The following is a 13,514-nucleotide window of genomic DNA, read 5'->3' as shown; positions in this document are numbered from 1 at the left end:
ATCATTCTGTTTTCATTGTTAGTTTAGTGGTTTATCGGGTAGTTATATTCAATTTATAGTGAATAATGTCAAATGCATAAAAAACGCCTAATGGTTTTATTAGGCGTTTTTTATTGTCAGTCAGATAAAACTAATAATTAATGAGCTTCATCCCAATTATTACCTATTCCAATATCTACTTTTAACGGAACATCCAGTTTCATGCTTTGCTCCATTAATGTCTGAACCTGTGCTTGTACCTGTTCGAGTTCTGACTCCTTAACTTCAAACACTAATTCATCATGAACTTGCATTAGCATATCAGCATGGGGTTTCTCTGTTTGTAGCCACTCATCGACAGCAATCATTGCCTTTTTAATAATATCAGCAGCTGTTCCTTGCATTGGAGCATTGATAGCTTCACGTTCAGCAGCTTTACGGCGCATACCATTACTTGATTTTATATCAGCCAAATAAAGCCTGCGCCCTTCTAGTGTTTCAACGTAGCCTTGTTCTGATGCTTGTAGACGTGTATTTTCCATATAGCGTAAAACACCCGGGTAACGTTCAAAATAGAGATCCATATAACGTTGAGCTTCACCACGCGGGATACCTAATTGCCTTGCTAGCCCGAATGCGCTCATCCCATAGATAAGACCGAAGTTAATTGCCTTAGCACTACGACGCTGATCACTGGTTACTTGTTCAAGTGGAACACCAAATACCTCTGCTGCCGTTGCTTTGTGAATATCCTTGCCTTCCGCAAATGCAGTGAGTAGGCCTTTATCTTGAGATAAATGTGCCATGATACGTAATTCAATTTGTGAATAGTCCGCAGCCATGACTTTATAGCCTTCGCGTGCAACAAAAGCTTGGCGAATACGGCGGCCTTCTTCTGTTCTTACTGGGATATTTTGTAAGTTTGGGTCCCTTGAAGACAAACGCCCAGTCGCCGTAACGGCTTGATGATACGACGTATGCACACGCTGCGTACGTGGGTTTATCATAAGCGGTAGTTTATCTGTGTAAGTCGATTTCAATTTAGCTAAACTACGATGCTCCAGAAGTAATTTTGGTAAAGCATGGTTTAATGCAAGTTCTTCAAGTACTTCTTCATTGGTCGAGGCTGCACCACTTGGCGTTTTTTTGATAACAGGTAGTTGTAATTTTTCAAATAAAATTGCCTGTAATTGTTTTGGTGATGCCAGATTAAACTCTTCACCAGCGAGCTCAAACGCTTCTTTTTCAAGTTCTGCTAAACGCGCAGTAATGATTTTCGACTGTGCGGCTAATACTGTTGCATCAATCAAAACCCCTTTACGCTCCATTCTGACTAAAACAGGAACTAATGGCATTTCGATATTCTTAAAAATATGGTTAAGTTTTGGCTCAGCTTCCAATTGAGGATACAGTGCTTGGTGCAGTAATAATGTTACATCAGCATCTTCTGCCGCATAGTTCGAGGCCTGCTCTAACGCGATTTGATTGAAAGTTAGCTGTTTTTTGCCTTTGCCCGCAATTTCTTCAAAACTCACTGTCTTATGGTTCAAATGACGCTCAGCCAAACTGTCCATATCATGACGGCCCATCCCCGCAACGCTATTGAGCACATACGACTCCAACATCGTATCGTAGCCGATACCTTTTAACTCAATGTCATAATTTTCAAGAACTTCCGCATCGTATTTCAAGTTTTGCCCGATTTTGAGGATTTTTTCACTTTCCAGTATCGGTTTCATTGCTTGTAAAACTTCATCCAGTGGCAACTGAGCTGGTGCATCAAGATAATCATGGGCTAACGGTAGGTAGGCGGCATGACCCGCTTCAATTGCAAATGACATCCCCACAAGGCGCGCTTCTTGTGTGTCTAAGCTATCTGTTTCAGTATCAAAAGCAAACAAAGATGCTGAGCTCAATTTTTCCACCCAGCGGTCTAAGTCTGCCTTTTCTAAAATTGTTTGGTAATTTTCAGCATTTAAGGTGGGGGCCGTCGGTACTGAGACTTTTGCCGTAGATGTTGCTATAGCCGGATTTGCTTTAGCAGTTGAACCTTTACCTTCCATCCACGTCCCATTTTCTACATCAGACAACCAGCGCTTGAATTCATAACGGCTAAACAACTGATGCAATTTGTCTACATCAGGTTGATCGACGCGTAACTCTTCACAGGTTTTGTCTAACTTAACATCCGTTTTAATAGTGGCCAGTTGGTATGATAAGAAAGCTAATTCACGATTTTCAGCCATTTTTGGCGCTAATGTTTTAGACCCTCTAAAGCCCAAAGGCGCTATAGCTTCTAGGTTCTCATATATTTTTTCTAAGCTGCCAATCCCTTGTAATAAAGCCAGCGCTGTTTTTTCACCAACACCAGGCACACCTGGGATATTGTCTGATGAATCCCCCATTAACGCTAAGAAATCGATGATAAGCTCAGGTGGAACCCCATATTTTTCTTGAACCTCATCCGGACCTAAAATAGTGTTATTCATGGTATTGATGAGCGTAATATTAGGCTCCACAAGTTGTGCCATATCTTTATCACCAGTACTAATCAAAACAGGTGTACCGTTACGACTAGCTTCACAGGCCAAAGTACCTATTACATCATCAGCTTCTACACCAGAAACAACGAGCAACGGTAGCCCCATAGCTTCAACCATACTGTGTAGTGGTTCAATTTGTGCGCGTAAATCATCTGGCATCGGCGGGCGATGAGATTTATAACTTTCGAATAACTCATCACGAAATGTTTTTCCCTTCGCATCAAAGACAACAGCAACATGGCTAGGTTTATATTGCATGACCAAGCTACGCAGCATATTAATTACGCCATACATAGCCCCTGTAGGTTCACCAGCACTGTTGGTCAAAGGTGGAAATGCATGGTAAGCACGGTATAAGTAAGAGGAACCATCAACCAAAATAAGAGGGTTTTCTGCAATCTGAGCCATAATCTGTCATCATCTTTTATCGGGAACGAATGCTAATAGGATGCCATAATGTCGCTTCAGATACATCCCAAGTTTTTTCCACTTAACCACTTTGTTAAAATCTCGCCGATCAGCATCTTCTTTCAAGTAAACGACCTAGCTATAGTTAACCTAAGTGATTACTTTCATTAACTCTAGTCACTTAATGTTACTAGCTGCTTTGACAAAACCTGTGGATAACCGTGTGTATAAATTTATGTTGCTCAGTAAATTCAACAAGTAACATGCATTAAAAAGACTAAAACAAGAAAGTAATATCAATGACTTAGTGTAATGAAGAATTGCTTTAATGCAAAGAAGAGGAGATTAAGTAATTGTGGATATTGATTCAATATACTTTATATGACAGTTGATGGTGGCGATATTACCACCATCAATCATACTTATTTTTTATTGACTAAAAAATTCACAACGTTAGAGAATTCTTTACCATAGTCTTCGGCGTTATCTACAGTGATGCCGTTATTACGTACTTGGTATTTACCATTAACAAATACAGCTGGAACGCCTCTAAGCTTTAAGTTCTGCGCGGCTTGTCTTTGTTGCTCAACAAGACCTTTAACAACGAAACTATTTAAAGCTGCATCATACTTCTCAGCAAGAATACCAGCTTTGATAAAGGTATTACGGATATCTTCTTTGGTGTTAATAGTTTGCGTTTTTTGAATACCTTCAAACAAAAGAGGGGTCATTTTATCTTCTACTTTCAGAACAGTAGCAACCACCCAAGCTTCAGTTAAATCAGGCCCCAAAGGACCAAGGAAATCGACGTGATAGCGCGCTTTTGTTACATTGTCTGGTAAGTTTTTTTCTACTGTTGCAGGTACTTTATACACAGTTTCAAATTGGTAACAGTGTGGGCAATAGAAAGAGAAAAACTCAATAACTTGTGGTAAACCTTGCACAGGTTGTACCTCAGTGTACTCTTTACCTTCGGTATAATTTGCCGCAGCAGCACCAAATGACATAGCAATACCAAGCAAAGCCAACATAATTTTTTTCATATACTACATTCTCCAAAAACAAAGACTTAAAAGTTAAAACTGAGGGGTTAACTGCAAAGGGGGATCTTTCAATCGTTCGGTTTGTTGTATAAATTCGAGTGATTGTTTTTTCCAAAAATCATCAGCTTGCAGCCATGAAAATGCACGAGGGAATGCAGGGTCTTGCCAGCGACGGATAACCCATCCAAGATAATGCACCATACGCATAGCCCTGAGAGGTTCAATAAGCTTTAGCTGTTTTACATCAAAGTCACAAAACTCATTATAACTTTCTAATAATGTATCTAATTGAATGACCTGCTCTTGACGAGGGCCATTTAATAACATCCATAAATCTTGGATTGCGGGACCATTTCGAGCATCATCAAAGTCCACCAGCCAAGCCTCATCTCGCCATAAAATATTACCGGGGTGGCAATCACCTTGTAAGCGAATTGACGACAATGTTGTAGGCCACAGTAATTTTACTTGTGCAATTAATGCATCCAGTGACTCAATAAACTGCTCTTTATAACGTGCAGTTATCAGTGGGCTAGATGTAATTATGTGCCGAGGTTGATCAAGGTATTCCTCAACACCCATTGTAGGACGAAATGCAAAGTTTTTACGTTTACCAATCTGGTGTATTCGCCCTAATAAGTGCCCTACACTTTCTAATTGAAATAAATTATCAGTTTCATATTGCCGACCACCGATACTCGGAAAAACAGCAAATAAAAAACCACCGAACTCTAATACTGTTTGCCCTGCAAATTCAATTGGTGCAGCTATAGAGAGACCTTCCTCGACTAATTCCAATGTAAAGTCGTGTTCTTCTTGAATTTGTGAGCGGTTCCAACGTTCAGGGCGATAAAATTTCACCACATAACGCTGACGGTTTTCGTCTTGAAATTGATAAACTCGATTTTCATAGCTGTTTAACTCTGTTAAGCCCGATTCAGGGTAAATCCCCACTTCCATCAAGGCATCTAGAATCAAATCAGGAGAAATTCCACTGAAATGGAAATTCGAATGCTCTATTTTATCCATCACAGTTTAATCTTTAATGATGCCGCGAGCGCGCAAAATGGCTGTTTTAAAGTCATCTTCATAATCTTTTTTTAGACCAGGGATCACTTCATTACTGTTCGTGCCACGCATTTTTAAATGATAAATTAGTACATCATCTGTCAATTCAGACAAACTGCCTTTAAAACCTGCTTCATCTGCCAGCTTTTGTAATAACTCTACTAGGTTTAAATCTGAATTATCTTTCCAAACAGGATGTAGTAGCTCAATAACTTCATTTAAACGATGGCATTTCATGTTTATTCCTTTATCACGAATATTCGATACAAGTTACCAATAATCATACAAGAGAAAAAGCGAACTGTTGTCAATCTACGTAAAGTTTAACTGCAATTGTGACGAATATTCATTGATTTTATAACCAAATAGAATAAATTTTAGCAATTACTATACTCGAAGGTGTTTTCTGGGAATGTTAAAACATTTTATTGAAGATATTCAAGGATATTGAACATGACGTTTCGCCAGTCAATAACAGGTGTCATACTTGCAGGTGGCCTAGGCACCAGAATGGGGGGGCAAGATAAAGGTTTAGTCCCTTTGATGGGTAAACCTCTTTACCAACACATATTAGAGCGCCTAAGCCCACAGGTAGGGTCAATAATGATCAATGCCAACCGTAACCAAGCTCGTTACAATGAAAGTCAGTTAACGGTTATTTCTGATTTAGAGAATAACTTTTCTGGCCCTCTTGCAGGTATGCAATCTGCAATGCATTATGCCAAAACTGATTGGTTGCTATTTGTCCCCTGCGATGTCCCCGCTTTTCCGCTAAATTTAGCTGAAAAAATGTTTAACGAAAAAGGCAATCATTTAGCCTGTTATGCACAAGATGAAAGACGCGAGCACCCTACATTTGCCTTGCTCCATCGTTCATTAAAAATACAACTTGATGATTACCTTGCAAGAGGTGATCGTAAGTTGATGATATTTATGCAAGAAGTTAATGCAAAAGGGATTATTTTTTCATCAGAATTCGATGCATTTGCAAACCTAAATACCTTAGAAGATAGTCGTAATTGGGAGTTACAACAAAAATAACTATGAAGCAAAATACTCTACCTCTACTAGGAATTACTGCTTATAGCGGTACCGGTAAAACAACATTGTTGAAAAAAGTGATCCCTTTGCTCCGCCAGCGTAACTTACGTGTTGGCTTAATCAAACACACACACCATGATATGGAAGTAGATAAACCGGGCAAAGACAGCTTTGAACTACGCAAAGCTGGGGCTGACCAAACCTTAGTCGCCAGTCAAAAACGCTGGGCACTGATGACTGAAACCCCTGATGCCAATGAAATGGATTTGTATTATTTAGCGAGTCGCTTCGACCCTGCGTCATTAGACCTTATTTTAGTCGAAGGGTTTAAACAGGAAACGATCGATAAAATTGCCTTGTTTCGTTCAGAGGTCGGTAAGCCACTCAACGGCTTGATTGACAACTATGTCGTTGCTGTTGCTAGTAATGAAATTATCGATACCAATGTGCCACAGTTAGATATTAATAACCCTGAGCAAATTGCTGATTATATTGTATCTTGGTGGCAAAAGAGCCATTAGCTTGCTAATTTTTGTGTAATTAATAAACAAGTAAATTTGGATTAACTATACATAGCAATACGAGGTTCCTCACATTTTCAAGCTTTGGCATTTGAATTCATATCCCAATTTGATTAAAGTGCAGAAAAGTAAGAATACTGGATTGTTACTGTCATTACTGACAGGCAAAACCTGATATACCAATGATTTGTCATTGGGCTATCGGGTTTTTTTCGTTTCTAAGGGATTGAAAGTGAAGATCGCAAAAATATTAAACAACAATGTGGTCATTGCCCTGAATGAGAAACAACAGGAAATCGTTGTCATGGGGAGGGGCTTGGCATTTCAAAAAAAAGCACATGACGATGTCGATATAACAAAAATTGAAAAAATTTATGAGTTACGTAGCGACGAGTTAACTGCTCGGCTTAGCGAATTACTTAGCCATATTCCCATTTCCATCATGAAAACCTGTGATGAGATAATTCAACGAGCTAAATACCAGTTAGGTGAATTAAACGAAAGTTTATATATTGTATTAACCGACCATTGTAATTATGCCATTGAAAGGCAAACAAAAGGCTTAGCAATCACTAATACCATGCTATGGGAAATACAACGTTTATATCCAAAAGAGTACCAATTAGGCTTAGATTCATTAGCTCTAATTAATGAAAAACACGGTATCGAGCTACCTGTTGATGAAGCGGGGTTCATTGCTTTACATTTTGTAAATGCACAACTTACTGGGGAAATGCCCGTTGTCATACAAACAATGAAAGTAATGCAAGAAATCATTAATATCGTGAAATATAACCTCAAAGTTGACTATCATGAAGAAACTTTGAGTTATCAACGTTTTATTACTCACTTAAAGTTTTTTGCCCATCGCATGATGAATAATACACCCGTGCCAAATGATGATGCTTCGATGCATCTTGTCATTAAAGAAAACTATTCAACATCTTGGCGATGCGCCGAAAAAATAAGCCAGTTTTTACAAAAAAAATACCAACGCACTTTAACGGATGAGGAATGTATGTTTCTTACTATCCACATTGAGCGTGTCAGAAAAGAGAACTCGATATAACTTAATTAAATACGCTATGTGACTGACTTATAATAAAAACCTAATGGATTGTTACCGCCAATTCTGGTGGGCAAAACCTGATAATGACTCTTCTTACTGATAAGAAGAGGGTATCAGGTTTTTTTTTTGCACATTCATAGCACTAATGTTTATCATCATGTGATAAAGGAATATTTTATGAAGTACCAACCTTTAGCAGAACAAATCATTCACGATGTTGGCGGTCAAGACAATATCGTCAATGTTATTCATTGTGCCACTCGCTTACGCTTTAAACTTAAGGAAATAAAACAAGCCAACCCTGAACATTTGAAACAAAATTCAGAGGTGATTACCGTTGTTGAAAGCGGTGGGCAATTTCAAGTTGTCATTGGCAATCACGTTCATGAAGTCTATAACGCAATAAATCAATTAATTGGCAAAGAAGATACAACCGTAGTGTCTCCCTCTAAAAAAGATAAAAACCTATCCAGCGAAAAAGAGGATAAAGAAAATATTTTTAGCCATTTTATCGATATTGTTTCCAGTATATTCACGCCAATACTGGGAGTTATGGCTGCATCAGGGATTTTAAAAGGCTTTCTTTCTTTATTTGTTACGCTTCATTGGCTATCAGAACAAAGTGCCACCTATAAATTATGGTTTGCAGCCAGTGATTCACTATTTTATTTCTTCCCGCTAGTGCTCGGTTATACCGCAGGGAAAAAGTTTGGGGGTAGCCCATTCTTAACCATGGCTATTGGAGGTGCGCTAGTACATCCATCCATGTTAACTGCGTTTCAACAAAGCCTTGCGGGCGCAGCTCCCGAATATTTTTTAGGAATTCCACTCACATTTATTAATTACAGTACGTCTGTTATTCCTATTATCTTTGCAGCTTGGCTGAGCTGTTTATTAGAAAAAAGGCTGAACCTCTTATTACCTGCGGCGATGAAAAATTTTATTTCACCATTTTTATGTTTATTAATTATCGTCCCCCTCACTTTCTTGGTTATCGGCCCGTCAGCAACTTGGTTAAGCCTATTAATTGCAGATACATTCCAAGCTATTTATAACTTTACCCCCATTATTGCTGGCGCATTTATGGGCGCAATTTGGCAGGTGTGTGTTATTTTCGGTCTACACTGGGGAATTGTTCCAATTAGTATCAATAACCTCAGTGTATTTGGGCAAGATGCACTCGTGCCATTACTTCTCCCTGCTGTTGCTGGGCAAGTCGGTGCAGCACTTGGCGTCATGTTAGCAACCCATAATGCAAAAATGCGAATTATGGCAGGCTCTTCCGTCACCGCGGGGATCTTTGGTATCACTGAGCCCGCTGTGTACGGTGTTACCCTACCACTACGCCGACCTTTTATCTTCGGCTGTATTGGAGGCGGTGTCGGTGGTGCAATCATCGGCTACAGCCAAACGCTAACTTACTCTTTTGGGCTAGTGAATATTTTTACCTTTACCCAAATCATCCCTGCAAGCGGCTTTGACAAAACCGTTTGGGGAGCAATCATCGGCTCATTGATTTCATTTACCTTCGCTTGCCTAGCAACCCGTTTTTTTGGCGTTAAAAAGCAGCCACAACAAGCTCAACCTACTGATGTTCAAGTGCAACCCGTTGCTCCGAATGACATTCTATCGCCAATGTCTGGCCGTACATTACCTTTAAATGAAGTTCCCGATGAAACCTTTGCAAGTGGATTACTCGGCCAAGGTACTGCAATTATTCCAAACATTGGTGCGGTATATGCCCCATTTGATGGGGAAGTGGCCTCATTTTTTAAAACTGGGCATGCGCTAGGTCTATTAAGTCAAAGCGGTATTGAGGTGTTGATCCATGTGGGTATAGACACTGTGAAACTAGACGGTCTCTACTTTACTCCTGAGGTAAAACAGGGGGATACGTTCAAAGCCGGTGACCTGTTACTCACCTTCGATTTAGAAAAAATTATTGAATCTGGTTATGACGTAACAACACCAATCATTGTTAGTAATAGTGATGACTATGCTGCTGTTAAAACCATCACGCTCAACCAAACAATCAATCCCGGTATTACATTCATGACAGTTAATCCGAAATAAGGAATAAAATGATGACAAAATTTCCTGAGACATTTTTATGGGGAGGCGCCATTGCAGCAAACCAAGCCGAAGGCGCTTATTTGACAGCAGGAAAAGGGTTAAGTACCTCTGATGTTCAACCAAATGGTATTTTTGGTGGAGTCGTTAAACGCACCAATAATGACCAATATATTAAAGATATCGCTATCGATTTTTATCATCGTTACCCAGAAGATATTGCTCTTTTTGCTGAAATGGGGTTCACCTGTTTACGTACCTCTATCGCATGGAGCCGTATTTTCCCACGTGGCGATGAGCAAGAAGCAAATGAAGAAGGGCTGGCTTTCTACGATAAATTATTTGCAGAAATGGCGAAATACCATATTCAACCTGTAGTTACTTTATCTCATTATGAGATGCCCTATCACTTAGTCACGGAATATGGTGGTTGGGGAAGTCGCCAAGTCATTACATTTTTTGAACGCTATGCACGCACTGTTTTTCAACGGTATAAAGACAAAGTCAAACTTTGGCTCACATTTAACGAAATCAACATGTCACTTCACGCCCCGATGACAGGTGTAGGATTAGCAGAGACCAGTTCAAAAACAGCGGTTTATCAAGCTATCCATCACCAACTTGTTGCCAGCGCAAGAGTGACAAAAGCCTGCCATGAAATTATCCCTGATGCCAAAATAGGGAACATGTTGCTCGGTGGGTTAGTTTATCCCCTAACATGCAAGCCCAATGATATTTGGGAAGCCATGACTGAAAATCGCACATGGTTATTCTTTGGTGATGTTCAATGCCGTGGGGCTTACCCCGGTTATATGCTACGTTATTTTAAAGATAACCAAATTCATCTGAATATTACCGAAGAAGATAAACAAGATCTTAAACAAACTATTGATTTTATCTCTTTCAGTTATTATATGACTGGCTGCATTACCGCAGATAAAGAAGAATATAATAAGAAACGAGGTAATATTCTCAGTATGATCCCAAACCCTCATTTAGAAAGCTCACAGTGGGGATGGCAAATTGATCCTCAAGGGCTAAGAACAATATTAAATTTATTATGGGATAGATACCAAAAACCATTATTTATTGTTGAAAATGGGCTAGGGGCTATCGACCAAGTAACTCCTGAGGGAGATATTATTGATGATTACCGCATACAATATATTAACGACCATTTAGTCCAAGTACATGAAGCCATTCAAGATGGTGTAGATGTTATGGGTTATACTAGTTGGGGACCGATTGATATTGTTAGCGCCTCAAATGCGCAAATGTCTAAACGTTATGGGTTTATTTATGTTGATAGAGATGACCAAGGCAATGGCACGCTTGAACGCAAACGGAAAAAAAGTTTTTATTGGTATCAAAAAATCATTAAGTCAAAAGGGGAGTTATTAATTCGTTAATTAACCTAATTAAATATTGAGGGGTTTATACTTTATAAGCCTCTCTAGTAATATTACAGATATTATATAGGTAGTTTCTACATCCTATATTTAATATATAAAATTTACGTAGATATTAATAAATACTATTTTGTATTTATTAGTTTTTTGCGCCTTAAAATAGGTTCCATAATAAATGAATAAAAAAATTATATTTCCCCTGTTATTTTTAACATTACCCGCTATTGCTAATGAACAATCATGGGATGGTACTGTATTAGGGTTTGAACCTGCCCCTAAAGGGCTATTTGGCGACATGCTTGGCATTCGCCCTATTTTATCGGATCATGGTTTTTCATTTCATAGTAATTATTTAAGCCAAGTTGCCTATAATGCAAGTGGCGGTTATGATGATGATAAATACACCGCTTATATTGACCAATTTGCCTTCACCTTTACCCAAGACCTAGAGCGGTGGACAGGCATCCCAGATGCTCGTATTGAAGGGAATATTGTTAACCGCAATCACAATGATGACCTCACCTTAAAACGGGTTCAAGACCCACGAACTCCTAATTATGACCAAACCCAAGAAAGTGCTGGCGGTGGTTCTATTACACGCTTAGGTTGGCTAACTTTCGCCCGAAGTTTTGACGAACGCCGTCTCACTTGGCGTATTGGCATGATGAATAAAGTACAAGAATTCGACCAAATTATTCCATGTGATTTTCAATTGCGCACCCAGTGTGGTGGTAAATCTGCAAATGCTCTTGTCTGGAGTAACTGGAATATTCACACGTGGGGAACCACTGTCAGCTATAAAATCACACCAGAGGTGACTATTAAAACAGGGGTTATGGAACAAAATCCTCAAGCAACTGATAGAAGCCACGCTTGGAGCTGGTCAACTAAAGGCAGTAAAGGCATTGTATTACCTTTAGAGGTCGAAAGCCGCACTTTCGTCAATGGGTTACCGGGGGCCTATAATGTAGGATTATTGTACACCAATGCCAAACAGCAAGATCTCTACAAAGATAAAACCTACCACAGCACATGGTTTATCTATGGTGGCATGAACCAACAATTAACTCGCCACCAAGACGACCCCAATAGAGGTTTAAGTTTATCCTTAAGTGGAAGCTACCACGATGAACGTAGTAATTTTATGAATTATGTGGTTTCAAGTTCCTTGCGTTATCGTGGATTATTCGATGCAAGGCCTGAAGACTGGGTGGGTTTAGGTGTTTCTTATATTGAATTAAGTGATCACTTTGCCAAAGGCCAAAAACAGTATAACCAACAATTTGGCATCACAGATTACCATGACCCTTTCTTTCGCCCTATAACCTCTAACGCGTTTAACGCAGAACTGTATTACCGTTTCAAACCGGTTTCTTGGCTAGAGCTACAACCTGATGTCCAATACTGGCACAATCCAGGGGGGATTAAGCAAACCTCTGATGCATGGGTACTCGGCTTAAAAACCGTCGTCACTTTCTAAACATATCAGGCCTGAAAGCTAAACTTACCGGCTATCAGGCCAATAATTTTCCGCCATCTTTCGCAGCTTTGATTTTTCCCTGTAATACCCTATTCTGTGTTTAATTTCTTAATCTATCGTTCTAGCTAGGCTGATAAATGACTCGCACTCAACGCTTACTGACTTTATTGCAAATACTCAAAGAAAACCGCTACCCCATTACGGCAGAAGCTCTTGCTTCTCAGCTACAAGTCAGTATCCGCTCTATTTACCGAGATATTGAGTCGTTACGCAACCAAGGCGCTGAAATCTTAGGTGAGGCGGGTATTGGTTACCAACTAAAAACCGGCTTATTATTGCCTCCACTCACTTTCGATGAAAATGAACTGGAAGCACTGGTTTTAGGTTTGCGCTGGGTTAAAAGTAATGCCGATAGAGAGCTAAAAAACTCAGCAATACGTGCCATTAGTAAAATAAATGCTGTCGTAGCAGGTAATTCACAGAAAATCTTAAACCAAAACACCTTGTTTGCGCCCACCACACATTTCCATGAAATAAACGATATTATTGCTAAAGACTTGCGCCTAAGCTTGCGCGAAGAATGTAAAGCTCAAATTATTTACCTAGATGGCCAGAACCAACAGAGTGAACGAATTATTTGGCCGATTGCAATTGGTTATATGAAAGATTCCCAAGTACTCGCCGCTTGGTGTGAATTACGGGAAAGTTATCGCCATTTTCGTTTAGACCGCATTCAATCCTATCGTGCCCTTGAGCATAAACTCCCCTACCCTAAAAATTATTTGCTTGAACGATGGAGTAAAGAAATCCTCTGCGTGTCTACTGACAATTTCTGACACAGCTCTACCTTATAGTAAGTGCTCAACTTCTTATAAGGGAATAA

General features: G+C 39.4%; 11 protein-coding genes. 7 read left to right on the top strand and 4 right to left on the bottom strand.

The window, feature by feature from the left end; genetic code table 11:
- Positions 1-137: 137 nt before the first annotated feature.
- From polA to ABE954_RS01810, 4 genes are all read right to left on the bottom strand, one after another.
- A complete protein-coding gene (gene polA / locus ABE954_RS01825) occupies positions 138-2,930 on the bottom strand; it encodes a DNA polymerase I (RefSeq protein WP_131680831.1) in 2,793 nt (930 codons plus the stop codon).
- A gap of 422 nt (positions 2,931-3,352) precedes the next feature.
- Positions 3,353-3,973, bottom strand: coding sequence for a thiol:disulfide interchange protein DsbA (gene dsbA / locus ABE954_RS01820; RefSeq protein WP_226693573.1), 621 nt, complete (start codon positions 3,971-3,973; stop codon positions 3,353-3,355).
- Positions 3,974-4,006: 33 nt separating this feature from the next.
- Positions 4,007-5,002, bottom strand: coding sequence for a serine/threonine protein kinase (locus ABE954_RS01815; RefSeq protein ID WP_131680830.1), 996 nt, complete (start codon positions 5,000-5,002; stop codon positions 4,007-4,009).
- A gap of 6 nt (positions 5,003-5,008) precedes the next feature.
- Positions 5,009-5,278 (bottom strand): YihD family protein, encoded by a 270-nt coding sequence (locus ABE954_RS01810; protein WP_042847634.1) that lies wholly within the window; start codon positions 5,276-5,278, stop codon positions 5,009-5,011.
- Positions 5,279-5,494: 216 nt separating this feature from the next.
- Here ABE954_RS01810 and mobA point away from each other — a divergent pair, with 216 nt between their 5' ends.
- The 7 genes from mobA (at position 5,495) to ABE954_RS01775 (ending at position 13,467) form a co-directional block, all read left to right on the top strand.
- On the top strand, positions 5,495-6,082 hold the full coding sequence (gene mobA, locus ABE954_RS01805; protein ID WP_131680829.1) for a molybdenum cofactor guanylyltransferase MobA: 588 nt from the start codon (positions 5,495-5,497) through the stop codon (positions 6,080-6,082).
- 2 nt (positions 6,083-6,084) lie between these two features.
- Positions 6,085-6,603 (top strand): molybdopterin-guanine dinucleotide biosynthesis protein MobB, encoded by a 519-nt coding sequence (gene mobB / locus ABE954_RS01800; protein WP_042847638.1) that lies wholly within the window; start codon positions 6,085-6,087, stop codon positions 6,601-6,603.
- A gap of 232 nt (positions 6,604-6,835) precedes the next feature.
- Complete coding sequence (gene licT / locus ABE954_RS01795) at positions 6,836-7,672, top strand: BglG family transcription antiterminator LicT (RefSeq protein ID WP_042847639.1); 837 nt, start codon at positions 6,836-6,838, stop codon at positions 7,670-7,672.
- A gap of 177 nt (positions 7,673-7,849) precedes the next feature.
- A complete protein-coding gene (bglF, locus tag ABE954_RS01790; RefSeq protein WP_131680827.1) occupies positions 7,850-9,745 on the top strand; it encodes a PTS beta-glucoside transporter subunit IIABC in 1,896 nt (631 codons plus the stop codon).
- An 11-nt stretch (positions 9,746-9,756) separates the two neighbouring features.
- Complete coding sequence (locus ABE954_RS01785; RefSeq protein ID WP_042847642.1) at positions 9,757-11,151, top strand: glycoside hydrolase family 1 protein; 1,395 nt, start codon at positions 9,757-9,759, stop codon at positions 11,149-11,151.
- A gap of 175 nt (positions 11,152-11,326) precedes the next feature.
- Positions 11,327-12,631 (top strand): carbohydrate porin, encoded by a 1,305-nt coding sequence (locus ABE954_RS01780; RefSeq protein ID WP_071547625.1) that lies wholly within the window; start codon positions 11,327-11,329, stop codon positions 12,629-12,631.
- Positions 12,632-12,768: 137 nt separating this feature from the next.
- The gene (locus tag ABE954_RS01775; protein ID WP_187550763.1) at positions 12,769-13,467 is read left to right on the top strand and encodes a YafY family protein; all 699 of its coding nucleotides are present in this window, start codon (positions 12,769-12,771) and stop codon (positions 13,465-13,467) included.
- Positions 13,468-13,514 lie beyond the last annotated feature (47 nt).

Origin of the sequence: Providencia sp. TYF-12 (genome assembly GCF_041344805.1) — a bacterium.
In the GTDB taxonomy this organism is placed as follows: domain Bacteria; phylum Pseudomonadota; class Gammaproteobacteria; order Enterobacterales; family Enterobacteriaceae; genus Providencia; species Providencia huashanensis.
The sequence above is the reverse complement of the archived record's forward strand: the minus strand, read 5'-3'. Positions and strand labels throughout refer to the sequence as shown.

Excerpts from the sequence above, each read along its gene's own strand:
- polA (WP_131680831.1), bottom strand. The coding sequence starts at position 2,930 with ATGGCTCAGATTGCAGAAAACCCTCTTATTTTGGTTGATGGTTCCTCT.
- dsbA (WP_226693573.1), bottom strand. The coding sequence starts at position 3,973 with ATGAAAAAAATTATGTTGGCTTTGCTTGGTATTGCTATGTCATTTGGT.
- ABE954_RS01815 (WP_131680830.1), bottom strand. The coding sequence starts at position 5,002 with ATGGATAAAATAGAGCATTCGAATTTCCATTTCAGTGGAATTTCTCCT.
- ABE954_RS01810 (WP_042847634.1), bottom strand. The coding sequence starts at position 5,278 with ATGAAATGCCATCGTTTAAATGAAGTTATTGAGCTACTACATCCTGTT.
- mobA (WP_131680829.1), top strand. The coding sequence starts at position 5,495 with ATGACGTTTCGCCAGTCAATAACAGGTGTCATACTTGCAGGTGGCCTA.
- mobB (WP_042847638.1), top strand. The coding sequence starts at position 6,085 with ATGAAGCAAAATACTCTACCTCTACTAGGAATTACTGCTTATAGCGGT.
- bglF (WP_131680827.1), top strand. The coding sequence starts at position 7,850 with ATGAAGTACCAACCTTTAGCAGAACAAATCATTCACGATGTTGGCGGT.
- ABE954_RS01785 (WP_042847642.1), top strand. The coding sequence starts at position 9,757 with ATGACAAAATTTCCTGAGACATTTTTATGGGGAGGCGCCATTGCAGCA.
- ABE954_RS01780 (WP_071547625.1), top strand. The coding sequence starts at position 11,327 with ATGAATAAAAAAATTATATTTCCCCTGTTATTTTTAACATTACCCGCT.
- ABE954_RS01775 (WP_187550763.1), top strand. The coding sequence starts at position 12,769 with ATGACTCGCACTCAACGCTTACTGACTTTATTGCAAATACTCAAAGAA.